This is a genomic window from Actinophytocola sediminis, from assembly GCF_054779715.1.
The window spans coordinates 201,630-224,204 of sequence record NZ_BAAGXS010000028.1; the positions used below are offsets into that span (position 1 = coordinate 201,630).

The 22,575-nt window shown below is 67.9% G+C and carries 24 protein-coding genes and 3 tRNA genes; 21 read left to right on the forward strand and 6 right to left on the reverse strand.

Translation table 11 applies throughout. The features are described 5' to 3' along the window. The first annotated feature begins 62 nt into the window (after positions 1–62). Complete coding sequence (locus tag ACYVIP_RS18690; RefSeq protein WP_460397905.1) at positions 63–563, forward strand: DUF4365 domain-containing protein; 501 nt, start codon at positions 63–65, stop codon at positions 561–563. Between the two features lie 196 nt (positions 564–759). Continuing rightward, positions 760–1,707, forward strand: coding sequence for a hypothetical protein (locus ACYVIP_RS18695; RefSeq protein ID WP_460397907.1), 948 nt, complete (start codon positions 760–762; stop codon positions 1,705–1,707). A gap of 492 nt (positions 1,708–2,199) precedes the next feature. On the opposite strand, the gene ACYVIP_RS18700 is transcribed toward ACYVIP_RS18695, so the two are convergent. Beyond that, entirely contained in the window at positions 2,200–2,892 is a 693-nt protein-coding gene (locus ACYVIP_RS18700) for a hypothetical protein (protein ID WP_460397909.1), read from the reverse strand. A 113-nt stretch (positions 2,893–3,005) separates the two neighbouring features. Beyond that, positions 3,006–3,515, reverse strand: a complete 510-nt coding sequence (locus ACYVIP_RS18705) for a protein kilB (RefSeq protein ID WP_460397911.1) — start codon at positions 3,513–3,515, stop codon at positions 3,006–3,008. 240 nt (positions 3,516–3,755) lie between these two features. Between ACYVIP_RS18705 and ACYVIP_RS18710 the strand changes: the two genes are divergently transcribed. The 9 genes from ACYVIP_RS18710 (at position 3,756) to ACYVIP_RS18750 (ending at position 10,995) form a co-directional block, all read left to right on the forward strand. After that, positions 3,756–4,874: a type I restriction endonuclease gene (locus tag ACYVIP_RS18710; RefSeq protein WP_460397913.1), complete on the forward strand. Its 1,119-nt coding sequence runs from the start codon at positions 3,756–3,758 to the stop codon at positions 4,872–4,874. Between the two features lie 65 nt (positions 4,875–4,939). Further along, positions 4,940–5,593 carry a hypothetical protein gene (locus ACYVIP_RS18715; RefSeq protein ID WP_460397915.1) on the forward strand — a complete coding sequence of 218 codons (654 nt, stop codon included), beginning with the start codon at positions 4,940–4,942 and terminating at the stop codon, positions 5,591–5,593. A gap of 11 nt (positions 5,594–5,604) precedes the next feature. Next, positions 5,605–6,669, forward strand: a complete 1,065-nt coding sequence (locus tag ACYVIP_RS18720; RefSeq protein ID WP_460397919.1) for a winged helix DNA-binding domain-containing protein — start codon at positions 5,605–5,607, stop codon at positions 6,667–6,669. 160 nt (positions 6,670–6,829) lie between these two features. Beyond that, the gene (locus tag ACYVIP_RS18725; RefSeq protein ID WP_460397921.1) at positions 6,830–9,478 is read left to right on the forward strand and encodes a putative bifunctional diguanylate cyclase/phosphodiesterase; all 2,649 of its coding nucleotides are present in this window, start codon (positions 6,830–6,832) and stop codon (positions 9,476–9,478) included. A gap of 73 nt (positions 9,479–9,551) precedes the next feature. Next, positions 9,552–9,624: transfer RNA gene (locus tag ACYVIP_RS18730), tRNA-Thr, on the forward strand. 229 nt (positions 9,625–9,853) lie between these two features. Further along, a tRNA-Met gene (locus ACYVIP_RS18735) sits at positions 9,854–9,926 on the forward strand. A gap of 29 nt (positions 9,927–9,955) precedes the next feature. Further along, entirely contained in the window at positions 9,956–10,120 is a 165-nt protein-coding gene (rpmG, locus tag ACYVIP_RS18740; RefSeq protein WP_460397923.1) for a 50S ribosomal protein L33, read from the forward strand. After that, positions 10,121–10,570: an FAS1-like dehydratase domain-containing protein gene (locus ACYVIP_RS18745; RefSeq protein WP_460397925.1), complete on the forward strand. Its 450-nt coding sequence runs from the start codon at positions 10,121–10,123 to the stop codon at positions 10,568–10,570. After that, positions 10,567–10,995 carry a MaoC/PaaZ C-terminal domain-containing protein gene (locus tag ACYVIP_RS18750; protein ID WP_460397927.1) on the forward strand — a complete coding sequence of 143 codons (429 nt, stop codon included), beginning with the start codon at positions 10,567–10,569 and terminating at the stop codon, positions 10,993–10,995. Before ACYVIP_RS18745 ends, ACYVIP_RS18750 begins: the two co-directional genes overlap by 4 nt. Before the next feature lie 39 nt (positions 10,996–11,034). Here the strand turns inward: ACYVIP_RS18750 and ACYVIP_RS18755 are convergent, their stop codons facing one another. Both ACYVIP_RS18755 and ACYVIP_RS18760 read right to left on the reverse strand, forming a co-directional pair. Beyond that, positions 11,035–11,793, reverse strand: coding sequence for an IclR family transcriptional regulator (locus ACYVIP_RS18755; protein WP_460397929.1), 759 nt, complete (start codon positions 11,791–11,793; stop codon positions 11,035–11,037). A gap of 220 nt (positions 11,794–12,013) precedes the next feature. Beyond that, a complete protein-coding gene (locus tag ACYVIP_RS18760; protein ID WP_460397931.1) occupies positions 12,014–13,231 on the reverse strand; it encodes a pyridoxal phosphate-dependent aminotransferase in 1,218 nt (405 codons plus the stop codon). A gap of 185 nt (positions 13,232–13,416) precedes the next feature. Here ACYVIP_RS18760 and ACYVIP_RS18765 point away from each other — a divergent pair. From ACYVIP_RS18765 to rplA, 5 genes are all read left to right on the forward strand, one after another. Next, positions 13,417–13,489, forward strand: a tRNA-Trp gene (locus ACYVIP_RS18765). A 42-nt stretch (positions 13,490–13,531) separates the two neighbouring features. Next, positions 13,532–13,984 carry a preprotein translocase subunit SecE gene (gene secE / locus ACYVIP_RS18770; protein ID WP_460397933.1) on the forward strand — a complete coding sequence of 151 codons (453 nt, stop codon included), beginning with the start codon at positions 13,532–13,534 and terminating at the stop codon, positions 13,982–13,984. Positions 13,985–14,028: 44 nt separating this feature from the next. Further along, entirely contained in the window at positions 14,029–14,880 is an 852-nt protein-coding gene (gene nusG / locus ACYVIP_RS18775) for a transcription termination/antitermination protein NusG (protein ID WP_460397935.1), read from the forward strand. 37 nt (positions 14,881–14,917) lie between these two features. Beyond that, positions 14,918–15,349 (forward strand): 50S ribosomal protein L11, encoded by a 432-nt coding sequence (rplK, locus tag ACYVIP_RS18780; RefSeq protein ID WP_460397937.1) that lies wholly within the window; start codon positions 14,918–14,920, stop codon positions 15,347–15,349. Positions 15,350–15,590: 241 nt separating this feature from the next. Continuing rightward, a complete protein-coding gene (gene rplA / locus ACYVIP_RS18785) occupies positions 15,591–16,310 on the forward strand; it encodes a 50S ribosomal protein L1 (RefSeq protein WP_460397939.1) in 720 nt (239 codons plus the stop codon). A 94-nt stretch (positions 16,311–16,404) separates the two neighbouring features. Here the strand turns inward: rplA and ACYVIP_RS18790 are convergent, their stop codons facing one another. Together ACYVIP_RS18790 and ACYVIP_RS18795 are read right to left on the reverse strand one after the other, a co-directional pair. Then, positions 16,405–17,325, reverse strand: coding sequence for a S1 family peptidase (locus ACYVIP_RS18790; RefSeq protein ID WP_460397941.1), 921 nt, complete (start codon positions 17,323–17,325; stop codon positions 16,405–16,407). Between the two features lie 86 nt (positions 17,326–17,411). Next, entirely contained in the window at positions 17,412–18,281 is an 870-nt protein-coding gene (locus tag ACYVIP_RS18795) for a hypothetical protein (protein WP_460397943.1), read from the reverse strand. A gap of 291 nt (positions 18,282–18,572) precedes the next feature. On the opposite strand from ACYVIP_RS18795, the gene rplJ reads away from it, so the two are divergent. The 5 genes from rplJ (at position 18,573) to ACYVIP_RS18820 (ending at position 22,572) form a co-directional block, all read left to right on the forward strand. Beyond that, positions 18,573–19,115 carry a 50S ribosomal protein L10 gene (gene rplJ, locus ACYVIP_RS18800; protein ID WP_460397945.1) on the forward strand — a complete coding sequence of 181 codons (543 nt, stop codon included), beginning with the start codon at positions 18,573–18,575 and terminating at the stop codon, positions 19,113–19,115. Between the two features lie 32 nt (positions 19,116–19,147). Continuing rightward, positions 19,148–19,537 (forward strand): 50S ribosomal protein L7/L12, encoded by a 390-nt coding sequence (gene rplL / locus ACYVIP_RS18805; protein WP_460397947.1) that lies wholly within the window; start codon positions 19,148–19,150, stop codon positions 19,535–19,537. A 238-nt stretch (positions 19,538–19,775) separates the two neighbouring features. Beyond that, positions 19,776–20,930, forward strand: a complete 1,155-nt coding sequence (locus ACYVIP_RS18810; RefSeq protein WP_460397949.1) for an ABC transporter ATP-binding protein — start codon at positions 19,776–19,778, stop codon at positions 20,928–20,930. Beyond that, positions 20,927–21,730 (forward strand): MlaE family ABC transporter permease, encoded by an 804-nt coding sequence (locus tag ACYVIP_RS18815; RefSeq protein WP_460397951.1) that lies wholly within the window; start codon positions 20,927–20,929, stop codon positions 21,728–21,730. Before ACYVIP_RS18810 ends, ACYVIP_RS18815 begins: the two co-directional genes overlap by 4 nt. Before the next feature lie 2 nt (positions 21,731–21,732). After that, the gene (locus ACYVIP_RS18820; protein WP_460397953.1) at positions 21,733–22,572 is read left to right on the forward strand and encodes an MlaE family ABC transporter permease; all 840 of its coding nucleotides are present in this window, start codon (positions 21,733–21,735) and stop codon (positions 22,570–22,572) included. Positions 22,573–22,575 lie beyond the last annotated feature (3 nt).

Here is a 22,575-nt window from a genome sequence, read left to right on the forward strand (position 1 = left end):
ATGCGCGCGGGATGTACCACGATGGGGACATGGTGGGTGGGGCGGTCCATGCGCGGAGCAGCGTGGCGACGTTGGATGCGAATCGGGCGAAGTCGAGATTCGGTGTTGCCTACGTTCGTGCGGTATGCAGCCAAGCTGGGGTCGGCTTTGACGAGACTAGCTCGGACGAGGACGTTCTTGCCGTCGATGGGAAGGTTGAATTCGAGATCGCGCCTGCGCGAGTGCAGGTGAAATGTACGGGGCAGTTCCGGATCAAAGGTGGTTCGACGGCGACCTGGAAAATCGATGAGGCCTGGCGTCAGAGCTGGAAACGTTCCTGTCTCCCCGTGTATTTTGTTTTGGTGATCGTGGATCCGGATGATCAAATGTCCTGGCTGCACCATCAAGACGTGGCGACTATGCACCGTGCGGCAGCCTTCTGGGTCCGGGTGGACACACTCCCGGATGGGCAGAACATCATCGTTCCAAAGGCGCAGCGATTGACGGCTGAAACGCTGTTGTTGTGGGCGGATGACGTAGAGGCCAGCTTCGTTGGGGCGGGAGGGGGCGGTGTGGTTGCCTGACCCCGTCGTCTTGCCGACATTAGCCGATCTGTTGACCTATCTTGGCGTCCGCGGGTGGTCATCCAGTCCGCCAGGTCCGGGCGGAACGCTTTGGATGAAGAATGATTCGCGAATCGGTGTTCCACACGAACCGGATGATGTATTGATTAGCTCAGTGTTGAGCAGGCTTGCGCGATCCGAACGGCGGGACGTCAAAGTGACCGCTGATGCGGTACGATACGTTCGCTTCGATGTTACACACTTGCGTGCAGTGAACGATCTTCGCATCATTGACAAGATCCCTCTTGAGACGGCGACGAAGTTGATCAGTTCTGCGCGGACGATGTTACGCGCGACCGCTACCACGGCTAGAAGGGAGCGTTCTCAGATCGGCGGCAGCTACTCGCGTTTTGGTGATGAAGTAATTCGCGATTCATTCATGGGGCACACCGAGAGAGGCTCGTTCATTATCCCGGTGCTGGTGCCGATCCCGGAGCCTGACCCAACTATCTCCAAGCAGCCAACCCTGTATGACGGCCTGGAGCCCGCCCTGTATAGCGCCGCGCCGGAGCCGTTTGAGCGCCGGGTTGTGCGTACATTCGCACAATCGATGCAGGCTGTTCGTGATCTTGTCGTGCAGCCCGACCGTATCCCGAACGTCGACAACATCCACGAACTAGTTTATCGAGGGGTAAGTCGGGAGTTCTGCGCGGGGTTAGTGAATGTCCTCGAAGAGAGCGCGATCGGAGAGTTCGAGACCAGCGTCGAGTGGGCGCCGGTGGTGCCTGCCCCGGACACAATGCCACGACAGGTATCGATCAGCGCGGACGCTGTTGATTTGGTCCGGTCCGTGGCTGAACGGCTGCGACAGCGAAAAGCGTCGTCCAAACAGGTGTTCTCCGGTTCCATCGTCCAATTCCGTCATGAGAACCATGATGATCCTTTCGGTGAGATCGCAGTGTCGACCATGCGCCGAGGGAGACCGTCTGAAGTCAGGGTGCGGCTCCCTATCGAGACCTATCGCGAAGCGTGGGAGTGGCACAACGCCGGCCGTGCAGTGCTGGTCGAAGGGCTCATCCGTCGTATACCGGGCAAGTCCGGCATCGTGGATACGCCGGTCCGGTTCCAGCCGCTCGACGAGTTGATGTTGCCCGGCGCAGGTTAACTTCTCAGGAGGTCGATTAGGGGTCGACCCTGGACTGTTCCGCGCGCGGTCAGTTGAGCCCGCCCACGGCGAGCGCTGAGTCTCGACAGCGCCGGGGGTCATCATCTCGGGTGGGTGCGAGTTTGGGTGCGAACTTCGTTGCGCAAGTGTGATCCGAGGATCGCTGTCGCTCTTCGTGGCGACATACCTGCTGGTCAGAGACCTATGGGACGTCATCCAGCCGCCTGTAAATCTGTCGCGAAAGCTACGAAGGTTCGAACCCTTCACCCGCCACCACATGCTCAAACGGCCCGTTGACCAGCAAGAACAGGTCAACGGGCCGTTTGCTGTCTGTCCGGCTACGTCCGGGTGACGGCGGCTGGTTGCGACGGTTTGTGGGCCATGTGTGGGCCAACGTTCGGGGGCTTCGCTCGGCGAAGCAAACGGGGGCGCCAAGACAGGAGAGGCTGTACCAAGGGGTGCAGGGCGAGATGCCGACTCGTTCGTGCGTAACTACCTGGGACGATGGCGTGGGTGGGTGAGTTGGCTGGCCGGCCACCACAGCCACCAGCGGCCCTGCTCGGCCTCGGCAAGCTCCGTCAGGCCGGCGTCGAGGTCGGGGCCTGATGGCAGGGCGGCCAGGATGTCGATGCCGTCGCGGAGTAGCCAGCGGTCGATCGCGTCCAGTGCCGTGTCCTGGTCGAAGTCGGATAGATCGGTTCGCCAGAAGAGGTTGGCGGTCATGAATGTGCGAAGTTGGTGGGCCGCCGCGGTCCCGCCGATCGTCGTCCAGGTGGTCAGCCATGGGCGTACGTCGCCAGTGATCTGTGTGAGGAAAACGAGGACTTCGTTCACCGGGTGGGTGCTTGGGTAGGTGGTCAAGGTCGTGTTCCACCATGTACGCAACACATTTGCGACTGCGGTGCGTTGCTCGGCGGGCCACTCCTGCCACCCTGCCTCGACAAACCGGGCGGGGACGGCCTCGTCGAAGCTGAGAGGTGGCCCGTCGATGTGCAGGCGCAGGATTCGCGGCGTCGCGGACAACATCTGGTTGACGAAGGCGGCTTCGTTGGAGCCGAACGCCCATTTGCCGTGAAAGACCAGTCTGTAGAACGGGCCGTCATACTCGAACGGGTCAGCGGCGGGGCCTGGGTCGTCGGGGAAGGCTGCTGCCAGGCGCGTGAGGGCGGCTGCGAGGTCGTCCATGGCAGTCCCAACAGGACTCCGCGCGTGGCGAAGAGAGTAACGATACACCGCGTTATCGTGCGGCGAAAGCACCTGCAAAGTCCGTCTCAGCGGCGGAGCTGGGACCGGGGTCCTCACCGTTCCCGGCGGGTGAGGCGCGGGCGGCGGCGTTCGGGAGCGAAGACACCGGACGCGTCGCGCTGTAACTGCCGTTCGGCGGCGACGGCCGCCGTGCGTAACTGGTCGAGAGTGGCTCGGTCGGGGACTTCCCTGATCGCGTAGGTGGCCTGTATCGCGGCGTCCGCCGTGTCGGCCAGTTCTGGCAGCAGGATGGACACCGTGGCCAACGGCGCCGTGATGGCCGCGCGGGTTATCCGGCCGGCCGCGCGCGCCGCTTGCTGCGTGTCCTGATCCGCGTCGGACAGTCGCAGGTCTTCGCGGTCCCATCGGGCGCGCCGGTGGTCCGCGACCGCCGACAGCAACGCGGTGAGCGCGGCCAATGCCTCCGTGCGCCGGTCCTCCGCACGCGTCTCCCGGCGAGCCACCCGAGCGGAACGGGCCTGCAGGACACCACCGAGCAGGCCGCCCGCCAGCGTGCCCGCGACCGCGATCACGCTGGCCCACAACGAAACCATGCTGGTCATGGCCGTCGGCGGCCTGTTCCGTGACCGGTTTCAACCGTGTTGGCCCATCGACGCGCTCTCATCTTCAACGTCCTTGTCCTGCCGGCTCGACTCCGCGACAGCGGAGCGTCACCTGATCAACACTGTCGAGGACAGGGAACCACGCGAGGTCTGCGTCGGGCGAACGCGGGCGGCTCACGTCGATCTTGTAACGCGGTCACCGTGGTTCGCGACTGAGGGAACACCATGCGGGAGGTCGATATGGATATCGCTGAGCGGACGCAGGCGTTGGCGCTGAAAATTCGGAAGCAGAAGGCGAGTATCGAGACCGAGGAGGCGACCAAGAACGCCTTCGTCATGCCGTTTATCAGCACGGTGCTCGGCTACGACGTCTTCAACCCCGCCGAGGTGATTCCCGAGTTCACCGCGGATGTGGGTACCAAGAAGGGCGAGAAGATCGACTACGCCGTCGCGCACGGCGGTCAGATCCAGCTGCTCATCGAGGTCAAGAAGATCAACGACCCGTTGCGGGTCGAACATGCCTCGCAACTCTTCCGCTATTTCGCGGTGACCAACGCGCGTATCGCGATCCTGACCAACGGCGAGTCCTACCATTTCTACACCGACCTGGACGCGCCCAACCGGATGGACGCCAAGCCATTCCTGGTGCTCGACTTCGGTGCTCTTGACGAAACGCTCCTGCCGGAGCTCGCGAAACTCACCAAGGAATCCTTCGACCTGGATTCGGTGATCAGCGCCGCCGGTGAGCTGAAGTACATCGGGCAGCTCAAGCGGGTGCTCGCCGCCCAGTTCAAACAGCCGGAGGACGACTGGGTCCGGTTCCTGACGACCCGGGTCTACGACGGCTCGTTCACCCAGCGGGTCCGTGAACAGTTCGTCCCCCTGGTGACCAAGGCCGCGCGGCAGTTCCTCACCGAACAGGTCAACGACCGCCTCAAGAACGCCCTCGGCGGCCCGGACGTCCTCGTCAGTGTGCCCGAGCCGGCACCGGAGCCGGCCGAGACCAACGGTGACCTGGTCACGACGGACGAGGAGATCGAGGGCTACCGGATCGTCCGGGCCATCGTCTGCAGCGAGGTGCCGGCGGCCCGCGTGGTCGTCCGGGACACCAAGACCTACTGCGGCGTCCTGCTCGACGACAACAACCGCAAGCCGATCGCGCGGCTGTGGCTCAACCGCTCCCGCAAGTACCTCGGGCTGTTCGACGAGGCCAAGGTCGAGACCCGCATCCCCATCGACACCGTCGAGGACATCTACCGGCACGCCGCGCACCTGCGGCAGACCGTCAGCCGGTACCTCGCCAGGGCCGCCAGCGGCGACGTCGACGCGGACGGCCCGGTGCCGGCTGTCACGGTCTGACATGCTGTCAGCGGTCCGCTACGCTGAGCAGCCGGCAGGGGTGTGGCTTCAAGGATCGGGCGAGGATGATCGACGTTCTCAGGGTGCTTGTGGACGCCTTGGGCCGCCTCGTTCCGGCGGCGCGGGACCAACCGACAGCCGCGCGGCTGGGGTATGACCTCCTCGTCTCCTACGCGACGTTGAACCGGTCGCTCATGTGCGCAGGCGACGTCGTCACCAGGGCCGAGATCGTCGCCGGGCGGGCTCGGGACGAGGTCTGGGTGGTCGGCAAGGGCCCCGGCGGGGAGCTGAGTGAACTCGAGTACCTGCTCAAGGCCCAGCTGCGGAATCTCAACAAGGTCGAGGCCATGTTGATCGGGCGGTATCGCGAACAACTGGATCTCGTCGGTGGGGAACTGGCCGAGCTGCGGGTCAGGTTGGGGGAGCGGAACACTGTTCTGCGGGTCCTGCTCGGCCGGTTGGGTTGGAACCAGCTTCCCCTGGAGGGCCTGCCGTTGCTCGACGATGAGCCGCTCAGCTCGGCCACGCCGGAGATTCTGGATCTGAACCGGAACCGCGCGGCCATCGCGGCGGGAATGACGGCCTATCTCGCCCTGTGGCGGCCTCGGGAACGGGTCGACGAGATCACCGAGTCCATGGCGGCCCTGCGTGCCGCGTTACTGTGCGGCTTCGCGGTCGACGACCTCCTGCCGCTCGTTGGCGACGCCCGCTTTCGTTAGGGTCCCGCGCCATGCGGCGACTCGACCCGAACCAGACCCGACGGGACCGGGTCGCGCGTCAAGGGCTGAACACGCCGGCTGCGAACGTCCACGACGCGGTCGCGCGCGTCGTCGGCCTGCAGGCGCAGGACCCGCGCGCCAACCGGCTCGCGGTCCGCGCACGGACCACCGGCCGCACCGCCGCCGACGTCGACGCCGCCTGCCGCGACCGCACCGTGGTCCGCACCTGGGCCATGCGCGGCACCCTGCACATGCTCACCGCCGAGGACTACTGGTGGGTCAACGGGCTGCTCGGGCCCTACTTCGCGGCTCGGGGAGCGCCTCGGCGGCGGCAGCTCGGGTTGGCCGACGCCCTGCTGGACAAGGCCGCTTCCCGGATCGAGCGGCTGAGCGAGCCGTTGCCGCGCCGGGACCTGATCGAGCGGCTCGACCTCGGCATCGACGAGCGCGGGCAGGCGCCGGCGCACCTGCTGAGCTGGGCCGCCAACGTCGGGCTCGTCTGCCGGGGGCCGGAGACCGCCCGCGACGAGCCGACCTATGTCCAGGTCCGGGACTGGCTCGGGCCCCGGCCGGACACCGATCCCGCGGACGCGCTCGCGACCTTGGCACACCGCTACCTCGCCGGCTACGGACCCGCGACCGCCGAGGACCTCGCCGCCTGGTCCGGGTTGCCCATCACCCGCGCGAGGGACGGGCTGGCGGCCATCGCCGACCTCGTCGACACCGTCGAGCTCGACGGCTCCGCCGCCTATGTGCTCACCGGCGCCGAACCAGCGCCCGCCTGCCCACCCCGGCTGCTCGGGCACTTCGACGCCTACCTGCTCGGCTACCGCGGTCGTGACCTCGCGGTACCGGCCGGTCTGCGCTCGCGGATCCAGTCCGGCGGCGGGTTCGTGATGCCCACCGTCCTGGTCGACGGCGCCGCGGTCGGCACCTGGCGGGCGACCCCCACCCAGGGTGCTCTTGTCGTCGAGTTGCACACCGACCGGAAGATCTCCGCCGAAATCGGTAACGAGGTGACTGATCTCGGACGATTCCTCGACGTACGAGCCGAGCTGGTGACGCCATCCGGGTGACGGCGAGCCACCAATTCGGTAACCGAATCCTCTTAGCACAGTCGGAATCTTCGTCCAGACGGGGTACAGTTACGCGACCGTGACGTGGCTCGTTCGAGGCTGTCGTCACTGTGCGGCGGTTATCTGACCTGGTTGTCACCCAGACGGCCGAGGAGAGTGCATGACGGACACGGCACCTGAGCGCGCCACCGAACTTCCGCCCGACCCCACTATCGACCGCCGCTTCGGCGGGTTCTCCGTGCTCGTGCTGATCGTCGGCATCCTCGCCGCCGCCCTGGTCTCCTGGTGGCTGCCGCTCGAGCCATCCGCCGACCTCATCGGCGTCGGCCTGCTGTTCGTCCTCGCGTTCCTGGTGGTCGAACAGATCTCGGTCAACATCGACGTCCGCGGCGGCGTCTCCTGGACCATCTCGTTCACCGAGATCCCGCTGGCCATCGGCCTGCTCGTGGCGCCGTTCCAGGTCGTGCTCGCCGCGCACCTCATCGCGGGCGTCGGCACGCTGCTCGCCCGCCGGGTGCAGGACCGCGTCCTCTACAACACCGGCGCGGAGATCCTCGAGATCACCACCGCGTTCACCGTGTTCACCGTCGTCGGCAACCTCGCCGACGGCACCGGGCCCGCCTGGTTCGCCGCGTTCGCCGGCGCGCTCAGCGCCCCGGTCTCCAGCACGCTGCTCGCCCTCGCCGCGGTGCACATCCTCGGCAGGCGGATGCGGTTCGCCGCGGCCACCATGCTCGTCTCCCGCACCCTGGTCCTCGGCCTGGTCAACGCCTCGGTCGGGGTCGTCGGCTACCAGGTCGCGACCAACGTCGCCGACGGGTGGCTGCTGGTGCTGGCCATGGCCGGCGGCGTCTGGGCGCTCTACTTCGCCTACGCCGGCCTGCTGCGCGAACAGCGCGACCTCGAGGCGTTGTCCGAGGTCAGCCTGATCGTCGCGCGGTCGGGCAGGCGCGCGGCCGCCCGGCCGGCGATCGGCCAGGACACCGCGAACGCGGTCCGGTCAGACGACTGGCTCGGCGTCGCCCATCGGATCAAGGACCAGCTCGGCGCGGCCAGGGTCGTCCTGCGGCTGCGGTTCGACCCGCAGTCGCCGATGCACACCGTCGTCGCCGGGGACGCGCTGCCCTCGGACATGATCGACCTGGAGGCCGCCGGCAGCCGGGCCGACGCGCTGCTGCGCCTGCCCGGCTCGCACGTCCGGCACTTCCGCAGGCTCGACGCGCTGTCCGAGGTCCGGCAGGCGCTCGCCCGCCGCGGCGCGGACGAGGCGCTGGTCGTGCCGCTGCGCAGCGCGAGTCACCTGCTCGGCGTCGTCGAGGCGCACGACAAGCTCAACCGCTGGCGCGGCTTCGGCCAGGCCGACCTGCGGATGATCGGCACCACCGCGAGCCACCTGGCCACCGCACTGGACAACCGCAGGCTGCTCGCCACCCTGCGCCACGACGCCTACCACGACCCGCTCACCGGCCTGCACAACCGGCCGGGCTTCCGCCAGGTCGCCTGCGAGCTGCTCGCCAACAACCCCGGCTCGGTGATGCTGCGGGTCGACCTGGAGGTGCAGTCGGCGATCAGTGACGCCCTCGGCTACGCGTGGAGCGACCGGATCACCATCGCCGCCGGCCGCAGGCTGCGCGACGCGCTCGGTGCGGACACCCCGCTCGCCCGGCTGGAGGGCGGTGCGTTCGCCGCGCTGCTGGTCGACTCGGACTTCGACCGCGCACAGGAGGTCGCCGAGAAGCTGCTCGCCAGCCTCTCCACGCCCTACCCGGTCGACCGGCTGACCGTCGAGGCCGGTGTGGTCGTCGGCTACTCCTCCTCGGCGATGTCCGACGGCGTGCTGTTCACCGACGCCGCCGGCGTGCCGCGCGAGGGCGCGGTCGCCGAGCCCGACGTCGACGAGCTGCTCAAACGGGCCGACGTGGCGCTGCGGGCCGCGCGGACCAGCGGGGAGAAGGTCAAGGCCTACGTGCCGAGCATGGGCCAGATGTTCCTGCGGCGCTTCCAGCTGGTCACCCAGTTCCGCCAGGCGCTGGAGTCCGGCCAGGTCAGCGTGCACTACCAGCCGAAGGTCGCGCTGCCGAGCCGCACGGTGCTCGGCGTCGAGGCGCTGGTGCGCTGGGTGCACCCGGAGTTCGGCCGGCTCGACCCGGACGAGTTCGTGCCGGCCGTCGAGGCCGCCGGGCTGGTCGACGCGCTCACCGACTTCGTGCTGGAGAAGGCGCTGGTCCGGATCCGCAAGTGGATGGACCGCGACCTGCGGATCGGCGTCGCGGTGAACCTGTCCGTGCGCAGCCTGGCCAACCTGGACTTCCCCCAGCAGGTCGACGCGGCGCTCAAGCGCAACGGGGTGCCGGCCGAGCTGCTGACCCTGGAGCTGACCGAGTCCGGCGTGATGGCCGACCCGGCCAGGGCGCTGCCGGTGCTGCGCTCGCTGCACGCGCTGGGCGTCGTGCTGGCCGTGGACGACTTCGGCACCGGTTACTCCTCGCTGGCCTACCTGCGGCAGCTGCCGGTCGACGAGGTGAAGATCGACAAGAGCTTCGTGTTCGGCATGGGCAGCGATCTCGGCGACCTGGCCGTGGTCCGCTCGATCGTCGAGCTCGGTCATTCGCTCGGGCTGATCGTGGTCGCCGAGGGCGTCGAGGAGGACGCCGCCCGTGACCAGCTGGCCAACATGGGCTGCGACGTCGCGCAGGGCTATCTGATCTCCCGTCCGCTGTCCGAGGAGCGGCTGGAGGCCTGGTTGCAGGCGCGCACCGCGAAGGCGCGCGGGCTGCGCGACGAGACCGTGCTGACCCTGCTGTCCTGAGGTGGGAGCCCCATTTCGTTGACCATGAGCCGCCGTGTACAGTCATCTCGGCTCAAGCAAGAAGGCCGAGCACGCCCCAATAGCTCAGTCGGTAGAGCGTCTCCATGGTAAGGAGAAGGTCTACGGTTCGATTCCGTATTGGGGCTCGCAGGTGGGTCAGGCATGTCCATGGAGAACATGGACATGCCTGCTCGCTTATTACACTGGGGGCCGAGCCCCCAGACCCCTGCCAGGGGGCAAGCCCCCTGGACCCCCAGGCGGTGTCAGCTTTGGATGATCGTTTGCTTGCCTGCTTCTCTGCTTGAGCTTCTTTCAGGTGGTGGGTGGGTTGTCTCGGTTGTCTGGGGTTGGGTCGGTAGGGTTGGTGGGTGTTGGGGCGGTGTAGCTCAGTCGGTAGAGCAAGCGGCTCATAATCGCTGTGTCGCCGGTTCAAGTCCGGCCACCGCTACGCGTTGAGTGTGAGAGAGAGGCTAGGCTGTGGCTGGCAGCGACGTGCGACCGAAGATCACGATGGCGTGCGAGGAGTGTAAGCACCGGAACTACATCACTCGGAAGAACCGGCGTAACGATCCGGATCGTCTTGAGGTGAAGAAGTTCTGCCCGAACTGTGGTGGGCATCGGCTGCACAAGGAAACTCGCTAGGTGCCGTTGGATCCCTCCTTCGCTGGGCATGCTTACCCGCGTTCGGAGGTTTACGAGGTTGGGCGGGCCAAGATCCGGGAGTTCGCGGATGCTGTTGGCGACCCCAACCCGGTGTATCGGGAGGTTGGGGCGGCTGCGGCTGCTGGCTATCCCGATGTGATCGCGCCGCCTACTTTTCCCACCATCCTGTTTGGTCGGTACTCGTTGGAGTCGCTGGTTGGGGATGAGCGGCTGGGGCTCGACTACGACCGCATGGTGCATGGGGACATGTCGTTCGCCTATACGCGGCCGGTGCGAGCTGGGGATCGGGTGACTGTGGTCACTCATATCGAGCGGGTCATGAACCGGGCTGGTAACGACTTTCTTGATCTTCGGGTTGATGTCGACACCGAGGATGGCGAGCGGGTTGTGGTGGCTCGGGCGCAGCTGGTTGTGCGGGGTGCGGTGTGACGGCTGGGGAGATCGTCGTCGGCACTGAGCTGCCGGGCCTGTCGGTTCGGGTTACGCGTGCTGATCTGGTGCGTTATGCCGGTGCTTCGTTGGACTTCAATCCGATTCACTGGAACGAGCGGGTCGCGGCCGAGGTTGGGCTGCCCGGCGTGATCGCGCACGGCATGTTCACCATGGGGATCGCCGCGCGGGTGGTCACCGAGTGGCTTGGTGACCCTGGGGCGCTGCTTGAGTACGGTGCGCGGTTCGTTCGGCCGGTGGTTGTGCCCAATGACGAGGCCGGGGCGCTGGTCGAGTTGAGCGGCAAGGTCCGTGAGGTCCGGGAGGACGGCACGGCGCGGGTGGATCTCACGGCGAAGTTCGACGGGCGGGCCGTGCTGGGCAAGGCCGTCGCCATCGTCCGGCTCCCGGCCGCGACGCCCTGAATGAGGCATTGACGACGTTCAACGTCCCGAATGAGGCATTCAGGGCTGGTCCATGGCGGCCAGGTCCTCGGCGGCGCGCATCGTGTGCCAGATGACCTCTGGCGGGATCTCCTCGGCTCGGGTTGACGCCACCACTGCCCATGGGTCGTCTGGGCGGTTGACCAGTGCGCCCACGCAGGAGACGCCCTCGCGGAACTGGCCGTGTTCCAGGAAGGGACGGTCGGCGCTGGCGCCGGCCAGCTCGACTTCCAGGTCGGCGGTGTCGATGAGGGTGCGGGCGGTGAACCGGCGCATTCCCTGTGCGGACAGGTAGGCCGCGCGGCGGGCACGGGGGAGCGAGGCCAGCAGCACCTTGCCCAGCACGGTGGCGTGCGCGGCCACGTCCAGGCCGACCTCGAGGTCCTCGAGGTGTGGTGACTCCGGGCCCTCGACCAGGTCGGTGACCACGACCCGGCCGGACACGAACCGGCCGAGGTAGACCGAGTGCCGAGTGGTCGCGGACAGGTGCCCCAGGACCGCGTGCACCTCGGGTGACTGCTCGAACGAGCCCTGCAGGTCGTGGAACAGGCGGGCGACCGACGAGCCGAGCGTGTAGCGGCCGGTGGGGTCACGGACCAGGTAGTTCTCGTAGGTGAGGGTGCGCACGAGGTGGTAGGTGGTGGAGAGGTTGAGCCCACAGCGCCGGGAGATCGCCTTGACGGTCAGCGGGGCCTTGCTCGCGCCGACCTCCTCCAGGATCCGGAAACCCCGGGACACCGAACGGACGAGATCGGACGGCTCCGGCGCCTGGCCGCGCATGTTAATGGTTCCCCCGAGGTCAGCACCGAAAAAACGATTGTGCGTCACTCAGCCGGAGCCCGCCAATTCACCCGTTGTCGCCATCTGAAAACTTGCGGCTTCCATCGGACGGGGAGTCGCTGTCAGCCTGGAAACTGCGGTTTTCCGATTCCCGGTCGAGACCCCGCCGGTGACCGTCCTGGACGGTGCTGCCAACGCGGCACCGTCCAGGGTGGGCGGGTTACCGCACCTCGCGGAGCAGCTCACCCATCCGCGTCACGCCGGTGACCAGATCGTCGTCACCGAGGGCGTAGGAGAGCCGGAAGTAGCCCGGGGTGCCGAACGCCTCACCCGGGACCACGGCCACCTCGGCGTGCTCGAGGACCAGCGCGGCCAGGTCGACGCTGGTCTCGACCTTCGTGCCGCGCAGCTCCTTGCCGAGCAGGGCCTTCACCGACGGGTAGGCGTAGAAGGCGCCCTGCGGGGTCGGCACCTCGACGCCGGGGATCTCGCCGAGCAGCCGGACCATCGTCTGCCGGCGGCGGTCGAAGGCCGCGCGCATCTCGTGCACCGCGTCCAGCGGCCCGGACACCGCGGCCAGCGCCGCCCGCTGGGACACGTTCGCCACGTTCGAGGACAGGTGGGACTGCAGGTTCGCGGCCGCCTTGGTCACGTCGGCCGGGCTGATCATCCAGCCGACCCGCCAGCCGGTCATGGCGTAGGTCTTGGCCACGCCGTTGACCACGACGCAGGTGTCGGCCAGCTCCGGGACCACCACCGGCATCGACTCGGCGGTGACGCCGTCGTAGGTCAGGTGCTCGTAGATCTCGTCCGCGACGACCCAGATGCCGTGCTCGGCGGCCCAGGCGCCGATGGCGGCCACCTGCTCGCGGGGGTAGACCGCGCCGGTCGGGTTGGACGGGCTGCAGTACAGCAGCGCCTTGGTCCTCGGCGTGCGGGCCGCCTCCAGCTGCTCGACCGTGGCCAGGTAGCCGCTGGTCTCGTCGGTCACCACGGGGACCGCGACGCCGCCGGCCAGCGCGATCGACTCGGGGTAGGTCGTCCAGTACGGGGCCGGCAGCAGCACCTCGTCGCCGGGGTCGAGCAGGGTCGCGAAGGCCTGGTACACGGCCTGCTTGCCGCCGTTGGTCACCAGCACCTGGTTGGCCGCCACCTGGTAGCCGCTGTCGCGGGCCGTCTTCGCGGCGATGGCCTCGCGCAGCTCCGGCAGACCCCCGGCCGGGGTGTAGCGGTGGTTGCGCGGGTCCTGCGCGGCGGCCACGGCGGCCTCGACGATGGCGGGCGGGGTGGGGAAGTCCGGCTCGCCGGCACCGAAGCCGATGACCGGCCGGCCGGCCGCCTTCAGTGCCTTGGCCTTGGCGTCCACGGCCAAGGTCGCGGACTCGGCGATGCCGCCGATCCGGGCGGAAATCCTGCTCACGGTGCTGTCTACGGCCATGACCAGATGGTCCCAGACCGGTCGGGATGGTCGTCTCGGGGTCTGGTTGACGGGCGCGGTTGCGGAGCTCGTCAGGCGTTGTCGTACACTCTGGAACTTGGAAGTTGACGATCCAACCCCACGTTGCACAGTGGGGTAGGTTCGATGCGTCCGAAGACCGCGAGATCGAGCGATCGAGATCGCGAAGGGGTGTAGCTCAACTGGCAGAGCAGCGGTCTCCAAAACCGCAGGTTGCAGGTTCAAGTCCTGTCACCCCTGCGTCAGACGCAAGGTGTGGATCCATCGAGCGGAGGAACTGGCGTGGTTGACGACCGGGACAAGGAGCGGGACAAGGGGCAGGAGCGCCCTTCTCGTCCGGTCACCGCCGCGGCGCGGCGTGAGCGCCGGGCTTCCGCTCGCCCTGCTGCGCGGAAGGACTCATCCGCGGACGAGGCGAAGTCGGCCAAGGCGGATGACAAGGCCGGCGACAAGGCGCGGCCGCGGGCGAAGAGCAAGGCCGCGCTGAGCAAGACCGGCGAGCACAAGGGACGGCCGACGCCGACCAGGGACCGCAAGGAGAGCCCCGGGTTCTTCTCGCGGATCTTCCGGTTCCTGCGCGAGGTCGTCGCCGAGCTCCGCAAGGTCATCTGGCCGACCCGCAAGCAGATGATCACGTACACGGCTGTCGTGTTGGTTTTCGTGGCCTTCATGGTTGCCCTGATCGCGGGGCTGGACCTCGCGCTCGGCCAGGGCGTGTCCGCACTGTTCGGCTGAGCCGATCAGGACACGTGATCTATGAAAGGAAGCGAGACCCAACAGTGAGCTCCGAGAACGGCGCGACCGGCAGCCAGGAGCCGACCAGCTTCGACGAGGCCGAGGCGGCGTTGTCGGTCGAGGACACAGTGGGGCGGGCCGAGGAGCCAGCCGAGGACAGTGTCGCGACCGACGAGGACATCCAGGACACCACCGATGACTCCGAGGACTCTGCGGAGGACTCGGTGGACTCCGCCGACGAATCCGACGAGTCCGAGGACTCGGCCGAGGACGTCGAGGATGAGATCGCCGACCCGGCCGCCGAGATGCGTGACGCGCTGCGCCGCGCGCCCGGCGAGTGGTACGTCGTGCACTCCTATGCCGGTTACGAGAACAAGGTCAAGACCAACCTCGAGACCCGGATCCAGACCCTGGACATGGAGGACTACATCTTCCAGGTCGAGGTGCCGACCGAAGAGGTCACCGAGATCAAGAACGGGCAGCGCAAGCAGGTCCAGCGCAAGGTGCTGCCCGGCTACATCCTCGTCCGGATGGAGCTCAACGACCCCTCCTGGTCGGCGGTGCGCAACACCCCCGGGGTCACCGGCTTCGTCGGCGCGACGTCCAAGCCGTCGCCGCTGTCCATCGACGAGGTGTTGAAGTTCCTCCTCCCACAGGTGGAGGAGGCCAAGCCGGCGGCCGCGGGCAAGGGAACGGCCGCGCCGGCCAAGGGCCCGTCGGTGGAGGTCGACTTCGAGGTCGGCGAGTCGGTCACCGTCATGGACGGCCCGTTCGCCACGCTGCCCGCGACGATCAGCGAGGTCAACGCGGACGGGCAGAAGTTGAAGGTCCTGGTGTCGATCTTCGGCCGGGAGACGCCGGTCGAGCTGTCGTTCAGCCAGGTCTCCAAGATCTGACCGCGGTTGCCGAGAACAAGAAACAAGCAGGGAAGAAATGCCACCCAAGAAGAAGAAGCTGTCTGCGGTCATCAAGTTGCAGATCACCGCGGGCCAGGCCAACCCGGCGCCCCCGGTGGGCCCCGCGCTCGGTCAGCACGGCGTGAACATCATGGAGTTCTGCAAGGCCTACAACGCCGCGACCGAGTCGCAGCGGGGCACTGTGGTGCCGGTCGAGATCTCCGTGTATGAGGACCGTTCGTTCGACTTCAAGCTCAAGACCCCGCCGGCGGCGAAGCTGTTGCTCAAGGCCGCGGGCGTGGACAAGGGCAGCGGCGAGCCGCACCGCCTCAAGGTCGCCAAGGTGACCTGGGACCAGGTGCGCGAGATCGCGGAGACGAAGAAGTCCGACCTCAACGCCAACGACGTCGACCAGGCCGCCAAGATCATCGCCGGCACCGCCCGGTCGATGGGCATCACGGTCGAATAAGAGCGGGAGCGACGGAGCGGACGCCGTCTGGACTGAGGAGCGAGCGCAGGCGCGCCAGCGCCGAGCACGTGACGAGGGAAGACGGCGGCTTAGCGCAGTCGCGGGAGCGACCAATAAACACAGGACGGGCGCAGACCGCGACTAGCCGCGACCATCAAACCCGGGAGCAAGACCGATCAATTCGACACCGTGGGAGAGCCAGGCGCTGGCTCGTGACCACTGACTTTCGTGAGGAAGATTTATGACCAAGCGCAGTAAGGCCTATCGCCAGGCCGCCGAGCTGATCGACCGGGAGCGGCTGTACACGCCGCTCGAGGCGGCCAAGCTCGCCAAGGAGACCACCAAGGTGAAGCTGGACGCGACCGTCGAGGTGGCGATCCGGCTGGGTGTCGACCCCCGTAAGGCGGACCAGATGGTCCGCGGCACGGTCAACCTGCCGCACGGCACCGGCAAGACCGCGCGTGTGATCGTGTTCGCCACCGGTGACAAGGCCAACGAGGCCATCGCCGCCGGTGCGGACGAGGTCGGCGCCGAGGACCTGATCGAGCGCATCCAGGGTGGCTGGCTCGACTTCGACGCGGCGATCGCGACTCCCGACCAGATGGCGAAGGTCGGCCGCATCGCCCGCATCCTCGGCCCCCGCGGCCTGATGCCCAACCCGAAGACCGGCACCGTGACCCCGGACGTCACCAAGGCCGTCGCCGACATCAAGGGCGGCAAGATCAACTTCCGGGTGGACAAGCAGTCCAACCTGCACCTGGTGATCGGCAAGGCGTCCTTCGCCGAGGCCCAGCTGGTGGAGAACTACGCCGCCGCGCTGGACGAGGTGCTGCGGGCCAAGCCGTCGGCGGCCAAGGGCCGGTACCTGAAGAAGGTCACCTTCTCCACGACCATGGGCCCCGGCATCCAGGTCGACCCGGGCCGCACCCGCAACCTGCTGACCGACGAGCCGGTTTCCTGAGCCAGCTTTCCAACGAAACGACGCCCCCGAGGTTCCAGTCTCGGGGGCGTCGTTCTGTTTCCCCTGGCTACTCAACGTTGTTCAGATAATCGGCCTACTCGACACCACCGATCTCGGCGTTCACCGCCGCCAGCGCGGTGGTCACCGGCTGGAAGAAGGTCACGCCGCCGTTGGTGCAGTCGCCGCTGCCACCTGAGGTCAGGCCGACAGCCGTGCCGTTCTCGGTGAACAGCGGGCCACCGCTGTCACCCGGCTCGGCGCAGACCGTGGTCTGGATCAGGCCGGTGACCGTGCCCTCCGGATAGTTCACCGTGGCCTCGAGGCCGGTGACCTCACCGTCGAACAGGCCGGTCGTGCTGCCCATGCGGAACACCGGCAGCCCGATGTCGGCCTCGGCGGCCTCGTTGATGCCGAACAGCTGACCGTCGCCGACGTCGACCGCGCTCGGCGCCTCGGCGTTCGGGTCGTCGTAGGTGAGCAGGGCGAAGTCACCCTCGCCGGGGAACACCGCGTCCTGGACGGTGGCGATCGGCTGGCCGTTCTGCTCCTCGGACCACTGCTCGGCGATGACGCCGCAGTGTCCCGCGGTCAGGAACCCGGGACTGCCGTCCTCGGTGACCACGTTGAAGCCAAGCGAACAGCGCCCGCCGCCGGCGAAGATGGCGTCCCCGCCCTCGGCGAACAGGCTGATCTCACCGGGGATCCGCTGGAGGGTGGCGACGTCGTCGCCGAGCTTCTCCACGGTGGACTCGAGACGGTCCCAGGTTCTGCCGGTGACGGTCGGGTCGGCGCTGACGATCATCGTGTCGGTGCGCGGGTCCACCGCCCACGCGGTGCCGGGGATGTGCGCCTGGCGCAGCTCGGTGAGCTGGGACATGGCGGTGACCGGCGACCGGTCGGGTGATCTCTCGGCCTGGGCCTGTGGCAGCAGGACGGCGACCAGGGTTCCGGCCGCTATCGCGCCGGCCCCTGCGATCAGCGCTTTTCGTGACGCCGGCCGGTGTTTGGCTCCCAATTCGCGACCTCCTCGGTATTGGAATCGGGCGAACTGTGTCCAGTTCCCAATACGAGGAGGGCGGCGCGTTGGTTCAGTCGGTCCGGTCAGGAGGTCGGTGGCGTGCTCGGATCGGTCTGGCAGTTCTCCTGCTCGTACCCGGTCACGATCCACTGCCCGTCGAGCGATCCCTCGATCACGCCGAGGGTGAACCGGCCGAGTCGCGGGCCGCCGGTGACGTCGAACTCACAGGAGCTGACGGTGGCCGTGTCGCCGGTCGGCGCCGCCGCGGCGGCGGGGATCCACGGGTTGGCGTACTCGTCCTTCATGCCCTCGGTGACCTGCGCCTTCAGCCCGTCGACGACGCTTTCGCACGAGTCGCCGAGCGCGGGGAACGCGGCGGTGAACTGTGCGCGCGCGTCCTCGGTGAACCGGTCGCAGGTTCCTGGCTGGTCGCCCATCGCGATGTTCTCGTAGACCCGGCGCACGGCGCTGCGCGGGTTCTTCTCGAACAGCAACCGGTCCTTGGTCTTCTGGCCGCCGATCTGGGAGGCCGGCGGCTGGGAGGGCGGGCCGCCGAAGAAGTAGTCGATGGCGAAGTAGCCCGCGCCGATCAGCAGCAGCGCCACGATGACCGCGGTGACGATCTTGCCGACGATCGCGTTCAGCGCCCGCTTGACCGGGTTCTGCTTGGCCGGCTGCGGACCCCACGGCTGCAGGAAGCCAGGCGGCGGTGGCTCGCCCTGGGGGAAGCCGCGCTCCTTCTCCCGCCGCATCAGCTCCTGGAACTGTTGGAACTGCTGGAACTCACGGACCTGCCGCTCGTCGATCGGCGCCGGCGCGGTGGGCGGCGGGATGACCAGCTCCCCGCGCGGCGGGGTCGGCGCCTCGGTCGGGTCGGCCGGCTGGGCCGGGGGTGGGGCAGCCGGCGGCGGGCCGGGCTGGGGCCCCGGTACCTGATGCTCGTTGTCTGCCACGGCCTCCATCATGCCGTGCCGTGCCGGCCACGGACGGTACAAGGGGGAGGCGATGTGCAATCGTTCCTGGCCACCGCGTATTCTCGTCGCTGGTTCTACCGAAGACCGCTGGTCTCCGCGCCCGGGCAACCGGAAGCGGACGAAGGTCCTGGTTTCGCAGGGCGGCCCGCGCAGGAGAACGAGGTACGAGCGCGCATGCGCTCGATTCACGCCCCGTGCCCTGCGCCGGGGCGTTCGTCGTTTCTCTGGCCTCTCGATGCCGGCGGTACAAAGCCAAGAGAGGAGGCGACCATGGCGAAGGCAGACAAGGTTGAGGCCGTCGCGGAGATCGCGGACCGGTTCCGCAACAGCTCGGCTGCCGTTGTCACCGAGTACAGCGGCCTCACTGTGTCCCAGCTGACCACCCTGCGTCGCGCTCTCGGTTCGGGCACGACCTACCGGGTCGCGAAGAACACCCTGGTCAAGCGTGCCGCGGAGACGGCCGAGGTGCAGGGTCTTGACGACCTGTTCATCGGCCCGACCGCGATCGCGTTCGTCGAGGGCGAGCCGGTGGACGCCGCGAAGGCGCTGCGCGAGTTCGCCAAGGAGCACAAGGGCCTGGTCATCAAGGGCGGCTACATGGATGGCCGCCCGCTCACCGTCGCCGAGGTCGACAAGATCGCCGACCTCGACTCCCGTGAGGTGCTGCTCGCCAAGCTGGCGGGCGCGATGAAGGGCAACCTCTCCAAGGCGGCCACGCTGTTCGCCGCACCCGCGTCCAAGGCCGCGCGCCTGGTCGCGGCCCTGGAGGCCAAGAAGGCGTCAGCCGACCAAGCGGCCCCCGCCGAGAGCTGAACACCCCCACTTTCTAGAAAGGACAAGCCGCTATGGCGAAGCTGAGCAACAGCGACCTGCTCGACGCGTTCAAGGAGATGACGCTGCTCGAGCTGTCGGACTTCCTGAAGGAGTTCGAGACCACCTTCGACGTCACCGCGGCGGCGCCGGTGGCCGTGGCCGTCGGCCCGGCCCAGGGCGACGGCGGTGCCCCGGTGGCCGAGGAGCAGGACGAGTTCGATGTCGTCCTCGAGGCTGCTGGCGACAAGAAGATCCAGGTCATCAAGGTCGTGCGTGAGGTCGTCTCCGGCCTTGGCCTGAAGGAGGCCAAGGAGCTGGTCGAGTCCGCTCCCAAGGCCGTCCTGGAGAAGGTCACCAAGGAGGCCGCCGAGGCCGCCAAGGAGAAGCTGGAAGGCGCCGGCGCGACCGTCAACCTCAAGTGAGCAATGCCCTGAATGACCCATTCGAGACGTTGAGCGTCCTGAATGAGTCATTCAGGGCACTCTGAGGTTTGCCGCGCAGACGCGACCGTTTGTGCAGTTCAGGGCCGGTACCCCTTGGGTGCCGGCCCTGATCGCTTGTTCGGTATGCCGTGGCATACCGATACCGACTCGGCAGTAACCTACGGCCTGCCCGCTCGTTGCACCTTGGTGAAAACCGGCCAAGTCGCGGGGAGGTTCGATGGGCGCCGAGGTCGTCGTCGAGGGCCTGACCAAGTCTTTCGGCCGCCAGACGATCTGGCGTGATGTCACCCTCACGCTGCCGCCGGGCGAGGTCAGCGTGCTGCTCGGCCCGTCGGGCACCGGCAAGTCGGTGTTCCTCAAGTCGATGATCGGCCTGCTCAAGCCGGACAGTGGCCGCTGCGAGGTCAACGGCGTCGACATCGTCACCTGCTCGGAGCGCAAGCTCTACGAGATCCGCAAGCAGTTCGGCGTGCTGTTCCAGGACGGCGCCCTGTTCGGCTCGATGAGCCTCTTCGACAACGTCGCCTTCCCGCTGCGCGAGCACACCAGGAAGTCCGAGTCCGAGATCCGCCGGCTGGTGCTCGAGCGGCTCGACCTGACCGGCCTCGCCGGCGCGGAGCGCAAGCTCCCCGGCGAGATCTCCGGCGGCATGCGCAAACGCGCCGGCCTGGCCCGCGCGCTCATGCTCGACCCCGAGATCATTCTGTGCGACGAGCCGGACTCCGGCCTCGACCCCGTGCGCACCTCCTACATCTCCCAGCTGCTGCTGGACCTGAACGCGCAGATCGACGCCACGATCCTGATCGTCACGCACAACATCCACGTGGCGCGCACGGTGCCGGACAACATCGGCATGCTGTTCCGCCGGGAACTGGTCATGTTCGGTCCCCGCGAGGTGCTGCTGACCAGCGAGGAGCCGGCGGTCAAGCAGTTCCTCAACGGCAGCCGGATCGGGCCGATCGGCATGAGCGAGGAGAAGGACGAGGCCACCATGGCCGCCGAGCAGGCCGACGTCGACGCCGGCCACCACGACGGCGGCACCGAGGACGTGCGCGGCGTCGTCCCGCAGAGCGAGCCGACCCCCGGCCTGCCGGCCCGCCAGGCGGTGCGCCGGCGCAAGGACCGGGTCATGCGGATCATCCACACCCTGCCCGCCCAGGCCCAGCAGGGCATCGTCGACTCCCTCACGCCCGAGGAGCGCGCCCGCTACGGCGTGCACACCGGTTTCGGCGCCGGTCCGGCCACCACCGCGCCCCGGCCAAGCCCTCGGCCGAGAGCGGCGCGGTACGGCGATCTGGACGAGGAGATCGCCCGGCTGCCGAAGTCGGCCTGGCGTTCCGACCAGCCACCGGGACCGGGTGGTGGTGCATGACCGCACCGACCGCGCGGAGGCCGACCGCCTCCTTCCCCGGTGCCGGTGCGTTGCGCGAGACCGGACGGCTGTTCGCGTTGGCGCTGGACGTCATCGTGCAGACCTTCCGGCGGCCGTTCCAGTTCCGGGAGTTCATCCAGCAGTGCTGGTTCGTCGCCAGCGTCACGATCCTGCCGACGGCACTGGTCGCGATCCCGTTCGGCGCGGTGGTCGCGCTGCAGCTGGGCAACCTGATCGTCCAGCTCGGCGCGCAGTCGTTCACCGGCGCCGCCGCGGTGCTCGCGATCATCCAGCAGGCCGCGCCGCTGGTGACCGCGCTGATGGTCGCCGGCGCGGCCGGCTCGGCGATCTGCGCCGACCTTGGCGCGCGCACCATCCGCGAGGAGATCGACGCCATGCAAGTGCTCGGCGTCAACCCGATCCAGCGGCTGGTGGTGCCACGGGTGCTGGCCGCGATGGTGATCGCGGTGCTGCTCAACGGCCTGGTCTCGGTCGTGGGCATGCTCGGCAGCTACTTCTTCAACGTGATCCTGCAGGGCGGCACCCCGGGGGCCTACCTGGCGAGCTTCTCCGCGCTCGCCCAGCTGCCGGACCTGTGGATCAGCGAGCTCAAGGCGCTGATCTTCGGCTTCATCGCCGGGGTGGTCGCCGCCTACCGCGGGCTCAACCCCAAGGGCGGGCCGAAGGGTGTCGGGGACGCGGTCAACCAGTCCGTGGTGATCACGTTCCTGCTGCTGTTCTTCGTGAACTTCGTGCTCACCGCCGTCTACCTGAGCATCGTCCCGCAGAAGGGGAGCTGATCATGGCCTCCATCGCGGACACCGCGAAGCGGGTGGCGCGAACGCCACTGACCTGGCTGGACACCCTCGGCGACCAGCTGTCGTTCTACCTGCGCGCGCTCGGCTGGATCCCCAGGACGCTGCGCAGGTACCTGCGCGAGACCATGCGGATCCTGGCCGAGGTCAGCTTCGGCTCCGGCGCGCTGGCGGTGATCGGCGGCACGATCGGCGTGATGGTCGGCATGACCGTGTTCACCGGCACGGTCGTCGGCCTGCAGGGCTATGCCGCGCTCGACCAGATCGGCACGGCCGCGTTCTCCGGGTTCGCCTCGGCCTACATCAACACCCGCGAGGTGGCGCCGCTGGTGGCCGGGCTCGCGCTGTCGGCCACGGTCGGCGCCGGGTTCACCGCGCAGCTGGGCGCGATGCGGATCTCCGAGGAGATCGACGCGCTCGAGGTGATGGGTGTGCCGAGCCTGCCGTTCCTGGTGACCACCCGGATCATCGCCGGGTTCGTCGCGGTCATCCCGCTCTACATCATCGGCCTGCTCAGCTCCTACCTCGCGTCGCGGTCGATCATCGTCTACGTCTACGGGCAGTCGGCCGGCACCTACGACCACTACTTCAACCTGTTCTTACCTCCCGAGGACGTGTTCTGGTCCTTCGGCAAGGTGCTGATCTTCGCGGTGGTGATCATCCTGGTGCACTGCTACTACGGCTACCGGGCCGCCGGCGGGCCGGCCGGGGTCGGCGTGGCCGTCGGCCGCTCGGTGCGCACCACGATCGTCACCGTGGCGCTGATGAACTTCTTCATCGGGTTCGCGGTCTGGGGCACCACCGTCACCGTGCGGATCGGGGGGTGAGCC

What these genes read in the sequence shown, in the direction of transcription:
- rplJ (WP_460397945.1), top strand. Translation starts at nt 18,573, where the DNA reads ATGGCGAAGGCAGACAAGGTTGAGGCCGTCGCGGAGATCGCGGACCGG.
- ACYVIP_RS18720 (WP_460397919.1), top strand. Translation starts at nt 5,605, where the DNA reads ATGCGGCGACTCGACCCGAACCAGACCCGACGGGACCGGGTCGCGCGT.
- ACYVIP_RS18705 (WP_460397911.1), bottom strand. Translation starts at nt 3,515, where the DNA reads ATGACCAGCATGGTTTCGTTGTGGGCCAGCGTGATCGCGGTCGCGGGC.
- ACYVIP_RS18760 (WP_460397931.1), bottom strand. Translation starts at nt 13,231, where the DNA reads ATGGCCGTAGACAGCACCGTGAGCAGGATTTCCGCCCGGATCGGCGGC.
- ACYVIP_RS18715 (WP_460397915.1), top strand. Translation starts at nt 4,940, where the DNA reads ATGATCGACGTTCTCAGGGTGCTTGTGGACGCCTTGGGCCGCCTCGTT.
- ACYVIP_RS18700 (WP_460397909.1), bottom strand. Translation starts at nt 2,892, where the DNA reads ATGGACGACCTCGCAGCCGCCCTCACGCGCCTGGCAGCAGCCTTCCCC.
- ACYVIP_RS18820 (WP_460397953.1), top strand. Translation starts at nt 21,733, where the DNA reads ATGGCCTCCATCGCGGACACCGCGAAGCGGGTGGCGCGAACGCCACTG.
- ACYVIP_RS18815 (WP_460397951.1), top strand. Translation starts at nt 20,927, where the DNA reads ATGACCGCACCGACCGCGCGGAGGCCGACCGCCTCCTTCCCCGGTGCC.
- ACYVIP_RS18725 (WP_460397921.1), top strand. Translation starts at nt 6,830, where the DNA reads ATGACGGACACGGCACCTGAGCGCGCCACCGAACTTCCGCCCGACCCC.
- ACYVIP_RS18755 (WP_460397929.1), bottom strand. Translation starts at nt 11,793, where the DNA reads ATGCGCGGCCAGGCGCCGGAGCCGTCCGATCTCGTCCGTTCGGTGTCC.
- rplL (WP_460397947.1), top strand. Translation starts at nt 19,148, where the DNA reads ATGGCGAAGCTGAGCAACAGCGACCTGCTCGACGCGTTCAAGGAGATG.
- rplK (WP_460397937.1), top strand. Translation starts at nt 14,918, where the DNA reads ATGCCACCCAAGAAGAAGAAGCTGTCTGCGGTCATCAAGTTGCAGATC.
- ACYVIP_RS18810 (WP_460397949.1), top strand. Translation starts at nt 19,776, where the DNA reads ATGGGCGCCGAGGTCGTCGTCGAGGGCCTGACCAAGTCTTTCGGCCGC.
- ACYVIP_RS18710 (WP_460397913.1), top strand. Translation starts at nt 3,756, where the DNA reads ATGGATATCGCTGAGCGGACGCAGGCGTTGGCGCTGAAAATTCGGAAG.
- rplA (WP_460397939.1), top strand. Translation starts at nt 15,591, where the DNA reads ATGACCAAGCGCAGTAAGGCCTATCGCCAGGCCGCCGAGCTGATCGAC.